The organism is Kitasatospora sp. NPDC001175 (assembly GCF_053598215.1).
In genome coordinates, this window is record NZ_JBSFJU010000097.1 from 1 (window position 1) to 19,880 (window position 19,880).

Sequence of the window (19,880 nt, forward strand, 5' to 3'; positions counted from 1 at the left end):
ACTCAAGATCGAGCCTGCGCTTACGTCCACGCCTTGCCATCAACACGCCCATCATGATCAAGGGGTGTTGCGACAAACGCTAGAACCCGCCGACCTCAAAGGGGTCCAGGTTCAGCGACCGCCGACAGGCGATCTCGTGCGCAACGGCCGTGGACGTACAAGCCATCGGCGGCAGTCGGCGTCTCCTCCGTCGGTCCGCGCGGGAATTCGGGAGCTGGCCGGGGCGGACATGCAGCATCGGCCATATCCTCAACCTGCATCTGGTCCGCGCGGCGGCTCCCACCGGCGCGGCTACCGTCAGCTGCGTCATCCCGCTGTGGGCCAACCATGAGCGCGCTGCCGCTCGCGGAACCGGCCGACGGGAACACCCTGCTCTGCGGACTCCTGGTGGTCGCCACGATCGTCTTCACCGTGCCCGGCCCCTTCCCCTCCGGGTCCGAGGTGCAGCGCGGGCGGCGTGTAAGGTGCATGGGACGGAGTGACCCGTGCGTTCGCCCGTCGTACACCTCATCCTAAGGACCTAGTGGTCCATGGTGCGGATGTCCAGGTCTCAGCAGGGGGAGCCAGTCCTCCGTCAGGTTCGAGAAGGCTTCCCATGACAGTGCGCCGCCCCAGCCGAATCCCCCGCCGCGCCGTGCCACTACCTACGCCGCCCCGGAGTACCACAGCGACACCGGCAGCCCGTCTCCGTCGTCGGCTCCCTGACCTCGACCCAAACGCGGTGCTGCACGGCGTACCTGCCGGATGAGTGCTCCAGCCAGAACAGCGCCCGCTGCCCGCCCCACGGCAGAGCCCGGGATTGCCAATCAGGAGAGTCGTAGCAGCATGATCAAGAAACCGCGCTACCGCCGCACCACAGCTCCGGTGGCCTCGCCCTTGTCCGGCAAGCCCCGGCTGGCGGTACTGGACGGGCTGCGCCTGGTGGCGGCATTGATGGTGGTGCTCTACCACTACACGGCGATGGACACCCCCTGGAACGGGCACACCCGGACCATCTTCCCGTCCCTGCACCATGTCTCCCAGTACGCCTGGATCGGGGTGGAGGTCTTCTTCCTGATCAGCGGGTTTGTCATATGCATGAGCAGTTGGGGCAAGTCGCTCGGCGACTTCGTGGTCTCGCGTGCATCCCGGCTCTACCCGGCCTACTGGGCCGCCGTGGTCATCACGGCGATCGTGATCAGCCTCTGGCCGCAGGTCGAGCACATCCAGAGCTGGGCCCAGATCGCGGCCAATCTGACCATGCTCCAGGACGGCATGCACGTCCGTGACGTGGACGGCGTGTACTGGACGCTGTTCACCGAGATGAAGTTCTACCTGCTGTTCGCCCTGCTGGTGGTCACGCGGGGCGTCAACTACCGCAACTGCGTGCTATTCTGCGGCGTCTGGACCGTGATCGGGATCACCGACTACTCGGTCCCCAACGACCTGCTCGACATGTGGGCCATGCCGCTGTTCTCGCCGTACTTCATCGCGGGCATCGCCCTCTACCTGATGTACCGTTTCAAGCCGAACGCGGTCCTGGTGGGCATCCTGGTCATCTCCTTCCTGCTCGCCGAGAACGAGATCGTCAAGCGCGTCGGCCTGAACCTGAGCGAGCCGAACCGCTCGATCGCGGCCTGGCCCGCCCAGATCCTGATCGCGGTCGCGTTCGCCGTCATGACCCTCATCGCCCTCGGCAAGTTCGACCGCATCCAGTGGCGGTGGCTGACCACCGCGGGCGCTCTCACCTACCCGCTCTACCTGCTCCACGAGAACATCGGCTGGACGATCATCCACACCCTCAAGGCGCGGGTCAGCCCCGTCCCGCTGGTGGTCGGCACCGCGATCGCCATGATGGTCCTCGCCTGGCTGTTGCACCGAATCGTCGAGCGTCCACTCGGCCGCAGGTTCCGCACCACCCTGGACCGGGCCATGACGGAGATGCGGCAGAACTCGCTCCAGCCGAAGGAGCGCGAGGTCCCGCCGCCGGCCTCCGAGCCGCACTCGCAGGACCCGTCGCAGCGAGTTCTCGCCGGCTCCGCCCGCTGAGCTCATCCCACCCAGCCGGAAGCGGCTCGCCCGCCTGCTCCTCCCCGATGCAGGCCGGCGGGCCGCTTCTCGCTTCTCTCACCGGCCCTGCGGCAGCCACCCGCGTCGGACCGCCCGCACCCCGGACTCGAACCGGCTGCGCGCGCCCAGCCGTTCCATCGGGTCCGTCGCCTGCCGCCGGGCGGTACGGGCGGAGACGGCGAGCCGCCTGGCGATCGCCTCGTCGGTGAAGCCCTACGACACCACAGACTCCTACCGCCCCAAGGGCGGCAAGTGGGCAGCCCAGGACCTCAACACCGAGGCCGGATACGACTGCGTCCAGGCCGGCGCCCCGCCGCGGTGGTCGACAACAACGGCGGCTTCCACGTCTTCCCCCGCAAGGCCAACGACGGCAACCTGCTCGAGACCGTCGACCACAACAACGACAACACCTGGGCCGAACAGGGCCTCACCAACCAGACCGGCCTGTAACACACATGTCGAAGCCCCCGGCCGGAACCTGTCCGGGCCGAGGGCTTCGACGCACCCGACGCTCTTCGCGGCAACGCGGGCCGAAGCCCCGGCGACAGCCCACCGGATGGTCGCTCGCTTCCTAACGCACCGCCGCTCGTCAGCTCCTACGAAGCAGCGCTGACCCAGTCGCCGAACGGGCCGGCACCAGGCGCGAGTTGACGGCACACATGGAGACGCCCGTCGGACCCCTGGACGGCGATCACCGCCCGGCCGGTGCTGTCGTAGGCCGCACTGGCGGAATGCACGAAGCCGCCGATCGGGGCGGGCAGGTCGGTCCAGCTGCCGTCACCGGGCACGCGGTCGGCTGCGGCCGGGCCGCCGGGCAGGGGCCGGAACTGGTAGCCGAGACCCGCGAAGTCGTTTCGGCCGACCAACAGCACGGCGCCGGGGACCACCGGGGACGGCACCGCGGTCAGGGGGCCGAAGCCGCCTCGGCCGGTGATGTACGCCGGCCCGTCGTTCCAGTTCCCCTTGTGGTCGGACTGGGCGGCGGCGTAGAAGCCGGCCGTCTCCGGGCGGCGGTAGAACACCTGCACCCGGCCGTCGGCGACGGTCGCGGTCGGCGGATCAGCCGGAGTGGTGAGCCGGAACCGCGGTGCCAGCACCACGTCCGAGTCCTTGCTCGACTGGAACCAGTGGAAGACCCGGTCCCGGCCGGCTCCGAAGACGTCGATGGTGCCTCCCGGAGCGGTGACCGCCGTCAGACCGTCCTGGATCGCCCCGCCGTGCAGGTCCAGCCAGTCGCCCCAGACCCCCTTCTTGTTCTGCATCCGCGAGCTGACGCCCTTGCCCCAGTTGCGGACGAACAGGTGCAGCCTGCCCTTGCCGTCGCGGGCGACCGCCGGGGTGCCCAGCTGGCGCATCCGGTAGGTGGTCGGGCTGGGATTGCCGAGGCTGGTCCACGGACCGAACGCACCGCCGCGCTTGGACTGTGAGCTGTGGACGATCTCGCGCAGCTGCTGTTCCGGGTCGTGGCTCAGTCTGGTCAACCGGGTCGCGAAGAGCTGCCAACGGCCGTCCGGCGTCAGGTCGATGGCCAACCTCGGCGCCACCGGACCGTCCAGGCCCAGGAGTTCGGGGCCGTCGAAGCGTCCGCTGCCAGGAGCGGACTCCAGCCAGCGGACGACCCGCTGACCGAGCACACCGAACGCGGTGAGCCGGCCGTCCGGGCCGGTCCGCAGCCAGTCGGTGGCGCCGACGTACCGGTGCCGGGTCGCCTGGGCCCAGCCGGTGCCGCGGACCGAGAAGGCCACCGTGTAGTCACCGCCGCCGGCCGGGTCTCCGCAGTCGTAGCCGTCCGCGCAGCCGTAGATGTTGAGGTAAAACTCCTTGGCCGAGTACGCCTCCGGCATCAGGTTCGGCACCCAGCGCTCGTTGTAGTAGCCCCGGTACGCCTCCACCGCGAAGTGCCCGGCTCCTCCCGGGCCGGTGTAGGACTGCAGCGCCAGCCAGGTGAACTGCGCGGTGGCAGTGTGGTCCTGGTGGTCCGAGTGGTCGCCGTAGTCGTGGTGCTGGCGATTCTGGGCGTCGTGCACCTGGTGGTCCGGGTCCGGGTCCATGGTGCGGACCGTGGTCGGCCGGAAGGTGTCGAACAGCCAGGCCAGGGTCCGCACCAGGCCGGCGCGGGTGTAGCGGCCCGTCTCGCGCAGCTCGGTGCCGGTCGGCAGCAGCGTGGGCACGTCGGGAACGGTGTCGTCCCAGAGCATGCGGAGCCGGGCGGTCTGGCCGTCCGTCGCGGTGCCCTGCTGGCGGATGTTGAGGAAGACCAGCCGGACCTGGGAGGCCCCCTCAAGGGTGAAGGTCTCCAACTGCGCCCCGTCGGGCGCGGTCAGGACGCCCGACGACCAGCGCGCGGCACGGTCGCCGAGCGCCATGGCCGCGTACGCGCCCTTGAGGCCGTTCTGCCTGGCCCGGGCGAACCGCTCGAAGTCCGCCGGGCCCCGCTCGTGCGGCAGCGTGCCGTACCGGTGGTTGTGGCCGTCGGCGTCACCGCTGGTCAGGTAGACGCCGGTGACCGGCGCAGCGGTGCGCAGCGACCGGGCGATCTCCGGGTTCATGAAGTACAGGTCGTCGTCCGGATGGGCGACGACGTGCAGGAACGACAGTCCGCCGGGCACGATGTCGGTCATCGGCTCGTCCCTCTCTCTGCTCCGTGGCAGCGTACGGCCAGGATCCGTCTTGGACCGCTGACAGGACCGGTAACGGAACCGGCAGCAGGGCCCGCGTCTCGCGGATCCTGCTGCCGGTCGGTGTCAGCCGCGGGCAAGCCGCTTGTTGCGGACGCTGCCCTTCTCGTACTGGCTCGGCACGGGGAAGTAGCTCGGCAGGAAGACGGAGAGGATGTCCGCCTGCTCCTCGGCCGAGACGTCCGCGTTGTGGTAGTCGTTGATGCAGAACACGTCGTTCGGACGCAGGCTCAACAGCCTTGCCAGCTTGGGGTGCTGGACCCGCAGGCCGACGTTGACGAAGCCGCTTGAGATGGGGGCGGCCACGCTGGTGCCGGTGAACATGCCGTAGTAGTGGTGCAGCGAGGAGGCGATGGCCAGGTCGGTCTCGCTGCGCAGCTGGGCCTTCGCGGTGCGGGCGACCTCGTCCGGGAAGCGCTCGTCGAGTTCGGCGAGGACGCTCTTGCGCAGGGCGTGCGGCGTGTGCAGGAAGGTGTTGGCAAGGCTCCGGCCGAACTCCCGCTCCAGCAGGGCGCGGTTGTTCTTGGCGGCGATGAAGGCGAACTCGTCGCCCTCCTGGACCTCCATCGGGTCGACCGTGGTCGGCGACTGGAAGCACTTGGCCTGGCCGGTGCCGAGGAAGAAGGCGTCCGGGCCCAGGGCGCGGCCGATGAACACGTCGTCGTTGAAGTACAGGAAGTGCTCGGCCAGGCCCTCGATCCGGTGCAGCCGGCTTTCGATGGCGTGCGAGTTGAAGCTGGGCAGCTTGCCGGTGTCGCCGAAGATCTCGCGGTGGCTGACCACCTTCACCCGGGGGTGGTCGGTGTCCAGCCAGTGCGGCACCTGGTCGTCGGTGACCAGGTGGATGGTGCGGATCCAGGGGGCGTACATGTCCAGCGAGCGCAGCGAGTACCGGAGTTCCTCGCGGTTGCGGAACCGGGCGTCGTCCGAGGAGCCGTCGGTCTCGGAGGGTGCGAGGCCCAACTCGACCAGGGCCTTGTTCTTGCGCTCGCGCCAGGCCGGGTCGTTGCCGTCCACCCAGGTGTAGACCACGTCGACGGGGAAGTCGACGTCGGTCGGCAGGGTCTTGGTGAAGGCCTCGATGGTCGGGTAGCTGCGGTCGCCGATCTCGAGGGTCGCGGTCGCGGTGAGCGCGGCCGCCGGCAGGGTGGCGCCGTAGACCGTGCCGCCGGGGACGTCCAGCAGCCTGGCGTCGTCCTTGTTGGGCGTGGTGAAGGCCACGGTGCAGCCGTAGACGCCGGTCAGGCGCATGGTGCCGGCCGTCGTGGTGACCGGGCGGAACAGCCGGAGCGCGGCCATCGAGCCGGCGGCCGGCAGGTACTGGTCGAGGATCGCGGCGAGGACGTTGGCCTTGGTACCGCCCCGGGCGTCCAGCAGGCTCGCGTACACCGGAGCGTCCTTGTACCGCTCGTTGATCGCCCGCAGTAGCTTCTCGCGGTACTCGACCGCCACCGCCAGGCTGTGCCGCAGCGCGGTGGTCCTGGTCATCACGTACGGGATGCCCAGCTCGTCCAGCAGGTCGACGGTCAGGTCCAGGTTGGCCTGCATCACGTCGAACGGCGAGAGATCGTCCGCGATCTGGCAGATGTGGCCGCTGGCGCGCATCACGGTGCCGCCGCTCTGCGCCTCGATCCGGACCTCGTGGGCCTTCTGGCCGACCTTGTCGATCGAGCCGACCGCGCGGGAGGGCTCGGCTCCGACGGTGCCCAGGGCACCCCGGGCGGACTCGGCCAGCGCGCGGCGGCGACGGCGGGCGGCGACCAGCCGGCCGCTGTCACGGTCGGCTATCAGGCCTTGGAACAGCTCGCTCCACTGCGCCGCGACCTCGGGCGCCGACCAGCGCGCGGCGGCCTTCAGCGAGGCGGCGCCGAAGGCGTGCCGGGTGTCGTCCTCGGACATCATCCGGTCCAGCGCCTCGGCCAGGCCCTCGATGTCGTCCGCCGGCACCAGCAGGCCGTTGACGTCTGGGGTGACGATCTCGCCCGGGCCGTTGGGGCAGTCGTACGCGACCACCGGGACGCCGGCGGCCTGCGCCTCGGCGAGCACCAGCGGCAGCGCCTCGACCCGGGAGGTCAGCAGGCAGACGCTGGCCTGCGCCCATTCCTCCAGCATGTGCTGGGTGGAGCCGACCAGCTGGATCTGGTCGGCGGCGCCGACGGTGCTGGCGAGTTCGCGCATCTTGCGAAGCAGCGGGCCGTCACCGAGCACTCGCAGTCGCCACTGCGGATGCTTGGCGGCCACCCGGTCGAAGGCGTGGATGGCGTGGTCGATCTGCTTCTCCGCCACCATCCGGCCGGCCAGGGTGATGGTGCGGGTCTCCAGCGAGGAGGCCGGACGGTAACCGTCGGGCAGGGCGTTGCCGAGCACGGTGAGCTTGGGCGCGTACTCGCCGAAGGTCTCGGCGAACCAGGCCCGGGTGGGCTCGCTCAGCGCGATCAGGGCGTCCAGGTGCGGGGCGAAGCGCAGCAGCGGGGCGCCGCTGACGCCGCGCAGCTCGGAGACCCGGTGGTCCTGGCAGACGGTGATCGCGGACGGCGGGGCGACCCGGACCATCAGCGCCAGCAGGGCGGGCGTCGAGGCGACCAGGATGTCCGAGTCGGTGTCGCGCAGTGCCCGCTCCACCTCCAGGTCGGACAGCCGGTTGAAGGACCGCTCCCAGGCCGGGTCCACCAGCTCGCTGGGCTGGGCGGCGAGCCGGCGGTACACCGCGTCGTCCAGGTCCGCGCCCTTGACCGGGCGCGGGACCGGGCCGGTGTTGTCCACCAGGTTCCGGATCTTCAGCTTGCCGCCGGTGGAGAAGAAGCCGCTGGAGCGGGTCTTGAAGACGCTGAGCACCTCGACCTGGTGCAGCTCGGCGACGGCTTCGGCCGCGGTCAGGATGGCCCGTTCGGTGCCGCCCATGGTGTCGGCGCTGGTCAGGAGAAAGGTGATTTTCACGTGAGCGATCCCGTGGTGGCGGTGGAGTTCGACTGCTGGCCCGGGGCGGCCGGTCCGGGCACCGGGCTGAAGGACAACCGGTAGATACCGCGGATGGTGTGGCGCTGGGTCACGTAGTGTAGGCGGCCCTTGCGGTCCGCGATCACCAGCTTGACGCCGGTGTTGAGCATCACGCGGACCGGGCGCAGGTCGTCGGGGCGGCGGCGCAGCCAGTACCTGCGGCCGCTCTCGCCCACCCAGCGGAAGCTCCAGTTGGCGCCCTTGCCGACGGCCTGGAACTGGTCCAACGGCAGCGTGCAGCGCAGCAGTTCGGGGCTGCCGGGCACGGGCTCGACGGTCAGCGCGATCGTCTGCCGGCCGTCGGTCGCCTCCAGCCGGCCGCGCGGACCCGGCGGACGGAAGTCCAGCTGCAGCCCGGCGAACCGGCGGACGGTGCGGACCAGTACGGCGCGGACGGCGGGATCGGAGACGTTGAGCCTGAGCCGGCCGGACGGGGAGACGCCGGTGTGCATCGACAGGCCGCTGACCGGGCAGGCGGCGAGCGCGGTGCTCGGCCCGGTGAGGGTCGGCGTCTCGCCCACGCCGATCAGCCGGAGCTCCTCGGCCGCGCCGCCGGGGGTGGTGATCCTCAGCGCCAGGGACCAGCGGCCGTCGGTGACGGGGAGGCCGCCGACCTGCTCGCCGAGCAGCGCGGAGACCGTGACGCTGGGGCGCCCGCCGGACCCGGCGGACAGCCGGCCGGGGACGGTGAAGTGCCGGCTGCCGTTGCCGACCGTCAGCTCGGCCCTGGCGTCGGCCGGGGTGCCCGGCGGCAGCAGGGCGTGCACGTTGAGGTTGTGGCCGCCCAGCACCATCGCGTACTTCACCACGGCGGCGGTGCCCTCGGCGCGCGGAGCCACCACGGAGTGGATCAGGTGGTCCCGGCCGGCGGCCACGTGCCGGCCGGCCTTGCGGCGGATCCGGTCGGGTAGCTGGCTGACCGGCAACCTGCGCCAGGCCAGCACTCCGGAACGGCCGACCACGCGCAGGGCGTGTACTTGCTCGGCCACCGTGACCTCCTAGGGCTCTCCCCGGAAGGTCCGGGCTGTCGATTCGGGCACTCGTGCGGGTGCGGGAGCAGCCATGCTAAGTCACCGGCAGATCCCGGGACTTCCTCGCCTCCGGGCCCGATGCCCCACTCTATCGGGGACGAAGTTTGCCAAAACGGACATTCCCCTTACGCAGCCCCTCCTTACGGCGCAGTGTTCCTCCGGTTGACACACGGCAAAATCAAATGACAGTGTGAGCGGCGAGCGAGGACCGCCATCCGTACCCACACACGCGGTCCCGCCGACGCCACCGGGAGCGGTGGTGGGAACTCGGTCCTCCGCGCGCACCGTGGTCGATGGTGAAGCAGAAGTGTTGGGGGAGCGATGAATCGCTTGACAGCCGTGGAGAACTCCGACTCCACCTCGCCAGGCGCACCCAGCACCCCGACGTCCCGGGGAAGCGCCGTCGGAGTCCTGAAGTCCGAGCACTCCAAGCTGGTCCACGCCTACCGCCGGATCCTGCCCGAGCGCAGCCGCGCGGCGATCGCCAAACACATCTCGCACGAGACCCGCACCCGGGTGATCCACACCATCTCCCGCTCGCTCTCGATGCAGCAGCGCCTCGACGACGGCGGGCGCCTGGCCAGGCGGCACCCGCAGTTCTTCGAGTCCGGCGAGGTGGCCCTGGCCCAGATCGACAAGGACCGCAAGATCGTCAGCGTCCGGGCCGACCTCGACCCGCTGAGCTGCCGGGCGCGGAACCTGGAGCTGGTCCGCGGCGCGCTGGACGGCGCCGGCATCCGCTACTTCGCCGTCCGGGGCCTGGCCGACACCTCCTCGGTGCTCGCCGTCACCCTGGCCGACCGGGCCGCCGTCCTGCGCGCACTGCAGGCACTGTGCACCAGGGTCCCCGGCTACCTCTCCGTCGCGCCGCGCTCCGGCGAGCAGCCGCCCGCCACCTCGCTGCCCGGCTTCGAGCCGGAGAGCTGGCGGACCGTCGAACAGGCCGAGGTCATCCGGCTGACCTGGTTCCAGGCCGACCAGGACGGCCACTACCTGCTCGGCCACGAATACGGCTGCGACGTGGAGTTCTGGCACGCCGAGGACGGCGCGCTGATCGCCCCGCGCCGCAACCGGGTCACCGAGCGGGTCGACGCCGACGAGCCGGCCACCCCCGCGCCGGGTGCCCTGTTCACCAGGCTGGCGGCCTGGAGCAGCCCCGGCGACGAGCTGCCCACCCGGGCCCCGTTCACCGCCGCGCTGCCCGAGGACATCCGCTTCCCGGTGGACGTGGTCTATACCTGGGTCGACAGCAACGACCCGAAGTGGCAGGCGACCCGCGCAGCCGCCAACGGCACCGCCACCTCCTACAACCCCGAGGCCGTCAACGACGCCCGCTTCATGAGCCGCGACGAGCTCAAGTACTCGCTGCGCTCACTGCACCTCAACGCGCCCTGGGTCCGCCACGTCTACCTGGTCACGGCCGACCAGGTACCGTCCTGGCTGGACACCTCGAACCCGCGGATCACCGTGGTCAGCCACCGGGAGATCTTCACCGACCCGAAGGCCCTGCCCACCTTCAACTCGCACGCCATCGAGAGCCAGCTGCACCACATACCCGGCCTGTCCGAGCAGTTCCTCTACTTCAACGACGACGTCTTCCTCGGCCGGCCGGTCGTCCCGCAGCTGTTCTTCCACTCCAACGGGCTGACCAAGTTCTTCCCCTCCCAGGCGATGGTGCCCTTCGGCACCCCCTCGGTCCAGGACCCCCCGGTCGCCGCCGCGGCCAAGAACAACCGCCAGCTGATCCAGCAGGACTTCGGCACCACCCTGGTGCAGAAGATGATGCACGTACCGCACGCGCTGCGCCGGGACGTCCTACTGGAGATAGAGGAGCGCTTCGCCGAGCAGCACCGGGAGACCGCCGCCACCAGGTTCCGCGGCCCGTCCGACCTCTCGGTCGCCTCCTCGCTGCACCACCACTACGGCTACCACAGCGGCCGAGCGGTCCCCTCCGAAATCGCCTACGCGTACCTGGACCTGATGCACGACAGCACCTCGCGCCGCCTGGCCCGGATCCTGGCCACCCGGAACCTGGACGTGTTCTGCATCAACGACACGGTTTCGGACCGCAAGGACCTGCCGGCCCAACTGGAGCTGCTGCAGCCCTTCCTGGACGCTTACTTCCCGGTCCCGAGCCCCTTCGAGAAGCGGGCGTGAACCGGCCGCACGGGCACGGCCGTTGCGGATCGGCCGCAGGGTCGTTGGCAGTGCGCGCGAGAACGAACGACAACCACTCCCGACCGGTACCCCGACCGCCCCGGCCACAGTAGGCGCCGGTTCCTGGCCGCTGCCGGCAGCCTCGGCGGCGCGCTGGCTACGAAGGCAACACCATGCTCGGCGGCAAGGCCCGCAGCATGGACGTCCCCGGCGGCGGGGGCCGCCGGCCGCTGCCGGGCGAGCACGGCTTTTAGGGCGGCGAGGATGTCAACGCAACGGCCTTCCCAACGCCCTCGACCTCGGCTGAGCCGCCCGGCCACCGGCACGGGCCTCGGCAGCGGCCGCGTTACGGAGGGAATATCGGCGGCGCACCGGGCCGATGTCGGCCAGACTGGGCCGGTGATCGTCATACACCCCGTACTGGAGAACGGTGCGCTCGACGCCTTCCAGCTGTGGCCGGTGGCCGAGCAGCCGCCGTACCGGCTCGTGCCGTTGAACCGAATGCTGGACGACGAGGGGGTCGGCGCGGCCGTCGCCACCATCGCGGGCTACAACCGGAGCAGGGCCGACCCCAACCCCGCCGACCCGGCCGCCGCCTACCTGAGCCCGCTGCTGCACGAGGAGGGTTTCGTCGCCCCCGGCGGACTCCGGGTCCAGGACACCGCCACCGGTGCGACGCTGAACCCCGGCTGCTGCTGCGGGCTCGAGGACTGGCGCGCCTGGCTGGAGGTCGCCGACGGCGGCGAGATGTGGCTCGGCCACGACCCGATGCCATGGGCCGAACAGGCCGGCGAGACCATTCGCCTGCATCCCGACGAGGAGCGTCCCGGGCCTGTGATCGAGTTCCCCAGGGCCGCGCTCCGCCGGCTGCTGGCCGAGGTGCAGCAGGACCTCGCCGACTTCCTCCTGCTGCTCGCCGACTGGGCCGGCCGGTACACCCCCGACTCCGCCGACGCCCTGGTCGCCGCCTTCGACAGCTCGCTCCAGATCACCGGCCCGCTCCGGCGCACCCTCCAGTGGCCGGCGTATGACTGACCCGGCCCTCCCCGCCCGGGCGGCTACCCACGGCGCCGACCGCGGCCAGGGCCGTACGGTCGCCTCCGCCCGGGTCGCGGCCCGGCTCGGCGGCCTCCTCGAACCGGACCGTCCGCTCGGACGCGACCACCACCGCCGGTGAGCCGGGTCCGCTCCGGCTCAGTACTGGATCACCTACCAGCGGTCGTTGCCGGACACGTCCTCGCACTCGTACTCGTAGCCGTCGCCGCTGTCGTCGGACTGCTCCTGGTAGCTGTCCGTCGCACTCTGGCATGCCTGCTCATCGTCGAAGCCGTCACCGGCCGGGTCGCCGTCCCACAGGCACTTGTCCTCGGTGCCCCCGGGGAGGCAATCGCGCTGCACGGCCACCTGGCGCTGCCCCGCCGCCTGGGCGGTCTCCTGGCCCGCCGCCTGGCCCGCCGCCTGGGCGGTCTCCTGGCGTGCTAAGGCAGCCGGAGCCACCGTGCCGAACAGACCCACGATCGCCACCACGGCCAGACCCACCCGTACCATCCTGTCCATTCGATCCCTCTTCCCTAGGCCGACGACCTGCGCGGATCCGCGCCTGACGAAGCGACACCTACCACTGCCGGCCGAGTGATTCGGGGACGCACCACCGCCGGAGGCGCGGCCGCCACACGAAAGCGTGATCGCTGGCGAAATGGTGCACCGCTGGGTGATGATGAGCAGGCGGAGACCGCCTCGGCCCTTCGCTTCCGCTCCACCACAACCACCTCGCTCGAAACAAGGCAGGGTCATCCATGTCCGAGCAGTTCGATGTCGAGCCACTGGGCGATCACGACTACCTCGTACGCGCCCACGTCAGCGAAGAAGTGATCGAATCGCGCTTCCAGGCCAGCCCGGCGGTGCTGGCGGAACTCCGGCTCCCGGAGGCCGACGAGCAGCGCGTGGTGCGCGAGGCGGCGCAGTTCCTCGCCGAACGGCAGCCGGTCATCGACTTCCCGCAGATGGTCGACCTCGACGATCTCGTCGCCGTCTACGACGACTTCATCTCCGAACTGGGCCGCCGCCTGCCGCCGCACTGACCAGGGACAAGGATCAGGCCCAACTGGTGTGCCTGAAGCACCAGTTGGGCCAGATCCACGCACCGCTCGGGTACCGCGGGCGGGTAACACGATCGGAGTGTCAGGTCTTGGGCTGCCAGCCCTCCAGGTGGGCGAAGGCCACCACGTTCTCGGTGTAGTCCATGGCGTTCCGGTCGTACGCGCCGCCGCAGGTGATCAGCCGGAGCTGCGCGTCATCGGCCTCCCCGTACACCTGCTCGTCGGGGAACTCCTTCTTGGCGTAGGCCTCGATGTTGTCGACGACGTACGTCACGGTGACACCGTCCGCACGGGTGATCTCGACCTTGCTCCCCTGTCGGAGAGCGCTGAGCCCCACGAAGACCGCGGGCCCGGTCTTGGTGTCGACATGGCCGATGACCACGGAGGTGCCGGGTTCGCCCGGTGAGGCGCTGCCGTTGAACCAGCCGACCAGGTTCTTGTCGTCGGCCGGGGGCGGAGCGATCTCACCGGAGGGCTGCGCGGCCAGCTGGGTGAAGGGGGCGTCCACCCCGATGGCGGGAATCCTCAGGCGTTTCGGCGGCGAGGAGCCCAGCACCGGCTTGGACGGCGAAGGCGCGGCCTCCGGGGGCTTGGCCTGGGCGGGGCCCGGCTGAGCGGGGCCCGACTGAGCCGCCGACGTCTGCGACGGCACCGGCCGCGCAGCGGCGGTCTTGGGGACGGCAGCCGACTTCGGGGGCAACGGCGCACCGGCCAGCGACCCGTTCAGCGGCTTGAAAATCATCAGAATGCCGAAGACGGCCATCCCGATGCCGAAGAGCGACAGCCAAGGCCTGCGGGTACGTCCCTCGGGCTGCTGATCTGTTTCGGGATCCGACGCGGAGTGAGACTCCATTCTGCAATGCCTTTCCTGAAGAGCCCATCGACGGCTTGCCTACTGGGTCTGCCACGCGCCGGCGCGGCCATCGCAACTTCGCGACGGCCGCACCGGAACTACCCAGCGGCGGTGAGCTCAGATCGTGCGATGGGCTCAGATCACGCTGCGGGAGGCAGCACGGCGGCGCAGTGCGTATGCACTGAGCCCGGCTCCGCCCAGAAGCAGAGCGCCACCGCCCATCAGCCCGGAGTCGGACTTGGTCAGACCGCCACCGCCCGCGTGGACACCACCGTGCGGGTGACGGTGATCTCCTTCCTCGTGGTCACGGTCCTGGTCCCGGCCGTGCTCGCGGCCGTGCTCGCGACCGTGGTCCCGGCCGTGCTCGCGGCCACCCTCGCGACCACCTTCATGGTCCCGGCCACCCTCGCGACCGTGATCCTCACCGTGCTCGCGCCCACCCTCGCGACCACCTTCATGGTCCCGGCCACCCTCGCGACCGTGATCCTCACCGTGCTCGCGCCCACCCTCACGGCCGTTGTCCCCGTGATCGTCGCTGTTGCCGCCGGTCAGCCCGGACAGGGCGAGGAAGCCACCACCGGCGTGAACACCACCGTGGCGGAAGTCCTCGTCACGGCCGTGGCCCCGACCGTGCTCACGGCCACCCTCGCGACCACCTTCATGGTCCCGGCCACCCTCGCGACCGTGATCCTCACCGTGCTCGCGGCCACCCTCGCGACCGTGATCCTCACCGTGCTCACGCCCACCCTCACGACCACCCTCGTGACCGCGGCCACCCTCACGGCCGTTGTCCCCGTGATCGTCTCCCTTGTGCTCATCGCTGTTGCCGCCCGTCAGAGCGGACAGGGCGAGGAAGCCGCCACCGGCGTGAACACCGCCATGGTGGAAGTCTCCGCACTTGCGGTGCTGATGACCGTGCTCGTGCTCCCGGCCGCCCTCGCGGCCGTGCTCCTTGCCCTCGTGGTCGCCGCCCGTCGGAGCGGAGCGGCCGAGGAAGCCACCACCGGCGTGAACACCGCCATGGCGGGAGCCCTCGTCACGGCCACGGCCGCAGTCACGGTCACGGTCGCCATCGCGGCGGTCGTTCTTCTCGGGTGCAGCGTTGGCCTTCGCGTCGGGCTTGGGAGTGTCGTCGGCAAACGCGCAGGTAGGGGCAGTAAGGACGAGCGAGGCGGCAAGCGCCGCTCCGGTCACCATAAGGCGCGTGGAACGCATTGGTGCCTCTTCCTTCCGCACCACCACGAGGGCAGACGGAGTGTCAGCTCGATGTCTCGTCGTGGCGCTTCACTCACCGTCAGTCATCTACTGAGAATTCGCCACCGGACATTCCTCCATTAGTGGTATGAAATGTTCACATTCTGGCGCGCTCAGGGCCTTTCGTTCACCCGTTTCCGCCAACGCCGGCCGGGGGCCGGAAGTCGCCCCAGGGCTCCGGCCTGCGGAAACGTCCGGAACGCCGGTCAAAACGATCACCGCCGAAGGCAAGCTCGCATACTCACTCCAACTCTCACCCTGGTGGACCAAGCGTGCTGTAGCCACCGAACCGTCAAGCTCGCCGTACGACTCCTCAAATCCCCAGGCGATCGCCCTGATTGTCACAGCTGAAGTCCCGCCAGAGCTGACCGATCATCGGTTCGCGACTCGTCAGTTCCGGCCCCCCGAAGTGCGGGATCCTGCTTGATCGACTACGTCCGCGAGCCCCTGTGGGTACGCCCCTACCGCCTCTCGCCGCGACCGGAACCCAGGCACCGTGGCCGGTGCGCACCGGGCCTCCTTCAGCCGAGACGCGGCACCCGCGGCGCAACCCAGGACGGTCCTGGGCGCCTCCGGGCGGGCAGTCCGCTGGGGGCCGGCCCGAGGCCAGTCGCCCGGAGGCCAGGCGCCGACTGCTCCGCGAGCACGCCCACCCGGAGCGAGCAAGAGCAGCCCCGCCGCCCGCCCGGACCCGGCCATGGGGCCTCCGGCCCGCCAACTGGCACAGGCCCGGAGAACCCGGAGCGCGCCGGGGCGAGCGGCGGCGGCAGGCACCGGCGGCCTCGCAGCCGGCCGGCCGCGCCGCTCTTCGACCGCCGGGTGAGGGCGACAGGGGCGAGGAGCACACCGCTGAAAGCCTCCCGACTGCCGAGCCGCAACGGCCTCCGGCGGGTCGGGCGAGGTGAGCGCCCCGCCCAAGACGCCACGATCGATGGCAAGGCCGCCCGGGAGTGTCGGGCGTGTCGCGCGGCGAGATGACGGTCACTCGACCCGGTGTGTCATCCCACGAGTCGGCGGCCCCGACGCCCTTTCCTGACGGTGTTTCCTGAGAAGTCGACGACTGGCGACACGCCGTCTGGCAGGCGTGTCGGTCGAGACTTCGGCCCGCGTGTCGGGCACCGGACCTGGTACGGCGTGTCTCGGTCGGCGCGGCACGTCTTCCAACCTTGCGGCAGCCCGGGCCCCACGGAGGAGAAGGGTGGTGTCTCGCACAGGGGACGCGGACCGTGCTCGACGGCAGGACGGGTTGTCAAACGGGCTGCCGTCGGCTCGCCCGCGCCAGAGGATCTCGCGTACCACATGCCGGGCTGGTCAGGCGACCGCACGTGGCGCGCGCCCGACCGAGCACGACGATGATCGCGGAGTACTCCAGCGCGGCTCACGGCTTCTCCGGGGCCACCTCAGCACGGAGCGGGAAGCCGAAGGCGCGCCTCGCCTTCAGCAGTCCGTGAGCGCTTCACCCGGTCGGCTGCACAGCGGTGGCGGTCCGCCTGCAATCACGGGCAGACCGGCCTCGGCAAACCATCCTGGCCGCCACTGCCACTCTGCGTAGTCCTCCCGCAAGAACTCCGGAGCCACCGGCTTCAGCCGGATACATGGGGCGGCAGTCTCCGGCCTCCGTGGTCAGCCTCCGGTGTACGGCGAGTTGGCGTTCCGCCCGGCGTACTCCCCACGGAGAAGCCAGCAATGGTGCTCCAGGCGCTCAACCCTGCAGCATCGCCGAGTAGTTGAGCGTTCCTCAGGTATACATGCTCCTGGAGGGCTCCTGCGGGGAACTTCCGAACCTGCCATGAGTGGCCGCCAGGGCCGTTGCAAAGTCCGGTGATCTTGTGAGTGTGCTGGTCAGGCGATGCCAAGGAGGTCGAGCGGGCGGCCGAAGGGCTCGTAGGAGGCGTGCCGGAGGCCGGCGGCGATGTTGCAGTGCCCATGCTGCCGCAGCGTGTTGATCGCCAGGTTGCGGAGGGTCGCCATCACCCGGAAGGCCATCGCCGAACTCGCGCCGACCGGGCACGCGTCGGATCCACCCGAGCCGGCCGCCGCCTACCAAGCCATCGTGAACGCCTTCAACCAGCACCCCGACCAGACATTCCGACTCCGCGACCTGCACGAACTCCTCGGCCTGCCCACCGACGACCCGGCCCTGAACGTCACCCGCAGCCGCCTGGGACGCCTCGCCCGCCAAGGCTTCCTCATACAGCCCGGACGAGGCCGCTACCAGAAACGGACTTAACGTCCTCTGAGAACTGTGCACTGGTGAAGGTGCTGCGGCCCCTACCCGTGCACTTGTGAAGGTGCGTCAAAGACGTGGCCGTGGATAGCCTGCTGGAGTCGAAGTGACCCGTGAGATTAGGGGCGCGTTAGCGGGATTCGTCATCATGGGTCCGCTGCGACCGTCAGCCCGTATCCGCAGACATCGAGATGGCGTGGTTGCGAGGAAACGTTGCGCGGAATGTCTCGCCATGAATCCCCGAATCCACGACGTCCAGAATGCGATATTCAGAGAGAGAACGATGAGAGCAAGAATCGCCAAAACTGTGATAGTCGCACTGCTGGCCGCCGGTTCCGCTGCCGTGGTCAGCGTCGCCGCCGCCTCCGCCTCGGAGGACACCGGCACCGCCATCTCGGCGTCGATCGCTTCAGGGCAGCGGGGGAACCCTGCCCCCGCCCTGACTGAGTTGCCCCGTTCCGCTCTCGCTCCGGAGCCAGGCAGGACAACGCCACGACCTCCGACGCCGGATCCGAGCAGGACAACGACACCACCTCCGACGCCGGATCCGAGCAGGACAACAACACGACCTCCGACGCCGGGCAAGCCGCCGAAGGGCTACAACGGAACAGCGAGGTGGTTCTCCCCCGGTGGTGTCGCGGGGGCGTGCGGCCAGATGATCAGAGACAGCGATTTCGTTGTTGCGCTCGACCCCACCATGTTTGGAGGGGGAAACCCGCCTCACAACTGCGGAAGGGAGATCATAGTCACGTACAAAGGAAAATCCATAATCGCCACAGTCCTTGACGCGTCCCCAGATGCAGAAAGGTATGGCATCGATCTGACGCGCTCCGCATTCAAGGCACTCGCCCCCCTCGACCAGGAGACCATCAACGTCACTTGGCGTTTCGCGAAGTAGTCGGCTTACCCGTCATATTCCTTTAAAACCGTGTTCCGCCTGGCCGAAGCCGAAGCAGAAGCCCAGCAGAGCCGCTGATCAAAGCACACGAGCGGCACTGCACATACTTGCAAGCACTGACCCCAGGGCCGCTTCAAAGTCCCGGTGAGCACGTGAGTCCGCAGGTCATGGCGATGCAGGGGTCCGGGCCTGGCCCGTCACGAACGCAACGAAGCTCCGGTTGAACGGGGTGACCTTCCCAAGTCGCCCTGAACCGCCGGAGCTTCGATGTGCCGCCAGTCTGCCACCGTCTGCCTGATCAAGTCGCCCGCTCTGGACGGCGTGGCGGGATTGTCGCTGGTGGAGCGGTTGCGGCTGCTGCCGGATCCGCGTCGGCGCCGAGGGATGCGACACCCGTTCGTGGCGGTGCTGCTGGTCGCCACCGCGGCGGTGGTCGCCGGCGCGCGCTCGTACGCAGCCATCGGCCAGTGGGCCGCGAACGCTCCGCAGCACACCCTGGCCCGCCTTGGCGCCAGGGGCACAGGAGCACTGGGCGTGCGCGTCGCACCGAGCGCCGCCACGATCCGGCGAGTCATCGGTCTGGTCTGCCCGGGCGGCCTGGCCGACCTGACTGGCGCCGATCCGGTCGGCTCGGACTCGATCGCCGTGGACGGCAAGGCCGCCCGCGGCTCGCGACACGGCACCTCGCCCGCCGCCCACCTGCTGGCCGCGATGACCGGCGACAGTCGGACCGTCACCCAACTGCGGGTGCCCGACAAGACCAACGAGATCACCTGCTTCGCCGCACCTGGCGCCTTACGACCTAACCGGGGTCACGGTCACGGCCGATGCCCTTCACACCCAGCGCGCCCATGTGCGCTTCCTGGTCGAGGAGAAGAAGGCCCACTACGTGCTGGTTCAAGGCCAAAGCCCGAACTGCACCGCAGGCTGCGGACGTTGCCGTGGAAGGAGGTCACCGCGCGCCGCTACGACCGCGAGACCGGCCACGGCCGCAAGGAGACCCGCGTGACCAGAGCCCTCACCGTCACCGACCTCGGCCTGGACTTCCCCCACGCCGTCCAGGCCGCGCGCATCCTGCGCCACCGCACCAACCTCAAGACCGGCACCATCAGCCGCCAGACCATCTATGCGATCACCGACCTGACCTCGCATCAAGCCTCGCCCCAGCGCCTCGGCCAACTCGCCAGATCGCAATGGATCATCGAGAACCGGCTGCACTTCGTCCGCGACACCACCTTCGCCGAGGAAGCCTCGAAGATCCGTACTGGGTATGGACCCGAGAACATGGCGACCCTCCGCAACCTGGCGATCAACACGTTGCAACAGCATGGGCACCGCAACATCGCCGCCGGCCTCCGGCAGCCTCCTACGAGCCCTTCGGCCGCCCGCTCGACCTCCTCGGCATCGCCTGACCAGCACACTCACAAGATCACCGGACTTTGCAACGGCCCTGGAGTGGCCGCAGGTCCTCGTGCCTTCCTCGGCTCTGGAAGCCCGGAAATGCGGAAAGCCCCTCCCGGTATCCCCGGGAGGGGCTTTCACTAAAATTTGTTCGGCGGCGTCCTACTCTCCCACAGGGTCCCCCCTGCAGTACCATCGGCGCTGTGAGGCTTAGCTTCCGGGTTCGGAATGTAACC

Annotated in this window: 16 protein-coding genes, 1 rRNA gene and 1 pseudogene; 10 read left to right on the top strand and 8 right to left on the bottom strand. The window is 69.8% G+C overall.

Going from position 1 to position 19,880, the window contains the following annotated elements:
* Positions 1-825: 825 nt before the first annotated feature.
* Positions 826-2,028, top strand: coding sequence for an acyltransferase family protein (locus tag ACWDAK_RS37055; RefSeq protein WP_344635690.1), 1,203 nt, complete (start codon positions 826-828; stop codon positions 2,026-2,028).
* A gap of 78 nt (positions 2,029-2,106) precedes the next feature.
* Here ACWDAK_RS37055 and ACWDAK_RS37060 read toward each other — a convergent pair.
* Positions 2,107-2,262: pseudogene (locus ACWDAK_RS37060) on the bottom strand (helix-turn-helix transcriptional regulator); the annotation flags it as partial.
* Between the two features lie 105 nt (positions 2,263-2,367).
* Between ACWDAK_RS37060 and ACWDAK_RS37065 the strand changes: the two are divergent.
* Complete coding sequence (locus tag ACWDAK_RS37065) at positions 2,368-2,499, top strand: hypothetical protein (protein WP_344635691.1); 132 nt, start codon at positions 2,368-2,370, stop codon at positions 2,497-2,499.
* Positions 2,500-2,645: 146 nt separating this feature from the next.
* Here the strand turns inward: ACWDAK_RS37065 and ACWDAK_RS37070 are convergent, their stop codons facing one another.
* From ACWDAK_RS37070 to ACWDAK_RS37080, 3 genes are all read right to left on the bottom strand, one after another.
* A complete protein-coding gene (locus tag ACWDAK_RS37070) occupies positions 2,646-4,670 on the bottom strand; it encodes a PIG-L family deacetylase (protein ID WP_427395979.1) in 2,025 nt (674 codons plus the stop codon).
* Between the two features lie 123 nt (positions 4,671-4,793).
* Complete coding sequence (locus tag ACWDAK_RS37075) at positions 4,794-7,664, bottom strand: stealth conserved region 3 domain-containing protein (protein ID WP_344635693.1); 2,871 nt, start codon at positions 7,662-7,664, stop codon at positions 4,794-4,796.
* On the bottom strand, positions 7,661-8,713 hold the full coding sequence (locus tag ACWDAK_RS37080; RefSeq protein WP_427395980.1) for a hypothetical protein: 1,053 nt from the start codon (positions 8,711-8,713) through the stop codon (positions 7,661-7,663). The genes ACWDAK_RS37075 and ACWDAK_RS37080 overlap by 4 nt, the downstream gene beginning before the upstream one ends.
* A gap of 363 nt (positions 8,714-9,076) precedes the next feature.
* On the opposite strand from ACWDAK_RS37080, the gene ACWDAK_RS37085 reads away from it, so the two are divergent.
* The 3 genes from ACWDAK_RS37085 (at position 9,077) to ACWDAK_RS37095 (ending at position 12,089) form a co-directional block, all read left to right on the top strand.
* A complete protein-coding gene (locus ACWDAK_RS37085; RefSeq protein ID WP_344635695.1) occupies positions 9,077-10,912 on the top strand; it encodes a stealth family protein in 1,836 nt (611 codons plus the stop codon).
* A 399-nt stretch (positions 10,913-11,311) separates the two neighbouring features.
* On the top strand, positions 11,312-11,947 hold the full coding sequence (locus ACWDAK_RS37090; RefSeq protein WP_344635696.1) for a hypothetical protein: 636 nt from the start codon (positions 11,312-11,314) through the stop codon (positions 11,945-11,947).
* The gene (locus ACWDAK_RS37095; protein ID WP_344635697.1) at positions 11,940-12,089 is read left to right on the top strand and encodes a hypothetical protein; all 150 of its coding nucleotides are present in this window, start codon (positions 11,940-11,942) and stop codon (positions 12,087-12,089) included. The genes ACWDAK_RS37090 and ACWDAK_RS37095 overlap by 8 nt, the downstream gene beginning before the upstream one ends.
* Positions 12,090-12,121: 32 nt before the next feature.
* Here ACWDAK_RS37095 and ACWDAK_RS37100 read toward each other — a convergent pair whose 3' ends face one another.
* On the bottom strand, positions 12,122-12,469 hold the full coding sequence (locus tag ACWDAK_RS37100; RefSeq protein ID WP_427395981.1) for a hypothetical protein: 348 nt from the start codon (positions 12,467-12,469) through the stop codon (positions 12,122-12,124).
* A 239-nt stretch (positions 12,470-12,708) separates the two neighbouring features.
* Between ACWDAK_RS37100 and ACWDAK_RS37105 the strand changes: the two genes are divergently transcribed.
* Positions 12,709-12,993, top strand: coding sequence for a hypothetical protein (locus ACWDAK_RS37105; RefSeq protein WP_344635699.1), 285 nt, complete (start codon positions 12,709-12,711; stop codon positions 12,991-12,993).
* Between the two features lie 100 nt (positions 12,994-13,093).
* Here ACWDAK_RS37105 and ACWDAK_RS37110 read toward each other — a convergent pair whose 3' ends face one another.
* On the bottom strand, positions 13,094-13,864 hold the full coding sequence (locus ACWDAK_RS37110) for a class F sortase (RefSeq protein WP_344635700.1): 771 nt from the start codon (positions 13,862-13,864) through the stop codon (positions 13,094-13,096).
* Positions 13,865-14,125: 261 nt separating this feature from the next.
* Between ACWDAK_RS37110 and ACWDAK_RS37115 the strand changes: the two genes are divergently transcribed.
* Positions 14,126-15,202: a hypothetical protein gene (locus ACWDAK_RS37115; protein ID WP_427395982.1), complete on the top strand. Its 1,077-nt coding sequence runs from the start codon at positions 14,126-14,128 to the stop codon at positions 15,200-15,202.
* 1,758 nt (positions 15,203-16,960) lie between these two features.
* On the opposite strand, the gene ACWDAK_RS37120 is transcribed toward ACWDAK_RS37115, so the two are convergent.
* Positions 16,961-17,104 carry a hypothetical protein gene (locus ACWDAK_RS37120; protein WP_427395983.1) on the bottom strand — a complete coding sequence of 48 codons (144 nt, stop codon included), beginning with the start codon at positions 17,102-17,104 and terminating at the stop codon, positions 16,961-16,963.
* 67 nt (positions 17,105-17,171) lie between these two features.
* On the opposite strand from ACWDAK_RS37120, the gene ACWDAK_RS37125 reads away from it, so the two are divergent.
* The 3 genes from ACWDAK_RS37125 to ACWDAK_RS37135 all read left to right on the top strand — a co-directional run bounded on the left by ACWDAK_RS37125 (position 17,172) and on the right by ACWDAK_RS37135 (position 19,788).
* Positions 17,172-17,348, top strand: coding sequence for a hypothetical protein (locus tag ACWDAK_RS37125; protein ID WP_344635703.1), 177 nt, complete (start codon positions 17,172-17,174; stop codon positions 17,346-17,348).
* Between the two features lie 229 nt (positions 17,349-17,577).
* Positions 17,578-18,243, top strand: coding sequence for an RlpA-like double-psi beta-barrel domain-containing protein (locus tag ACWDAK_RS37130; protein WP_427395984.1), 666 nt, complete (start codon positions 17,578-17,580; stop codon positions 18,241-18,243).
* A 267-nt stretch (positions 18,244-18,510) separates the two neighbouring features.
* Complete coding sequence (locus ACWDAK_RS37135; RefSeq protein ID WP_427395985.1) at positions 18,511-19,788, top strand: transposase family protein; 1,278 nt, start codon at positions 18,511-18,513, stop codon at positions 19,786-19,788.
* Between the two features lie 5 nt (positions 19,789-19,793).
* Here the strand turns inward: ACWDAK_RS37135 and rrf are convergent.
* Positions 19,794-19,880: ribosomal RNA gene (gene rrf / locus ACWDAK_RS37140) — 5S ribosomal RNA — on the bottom strand; the annotation flags it as partial.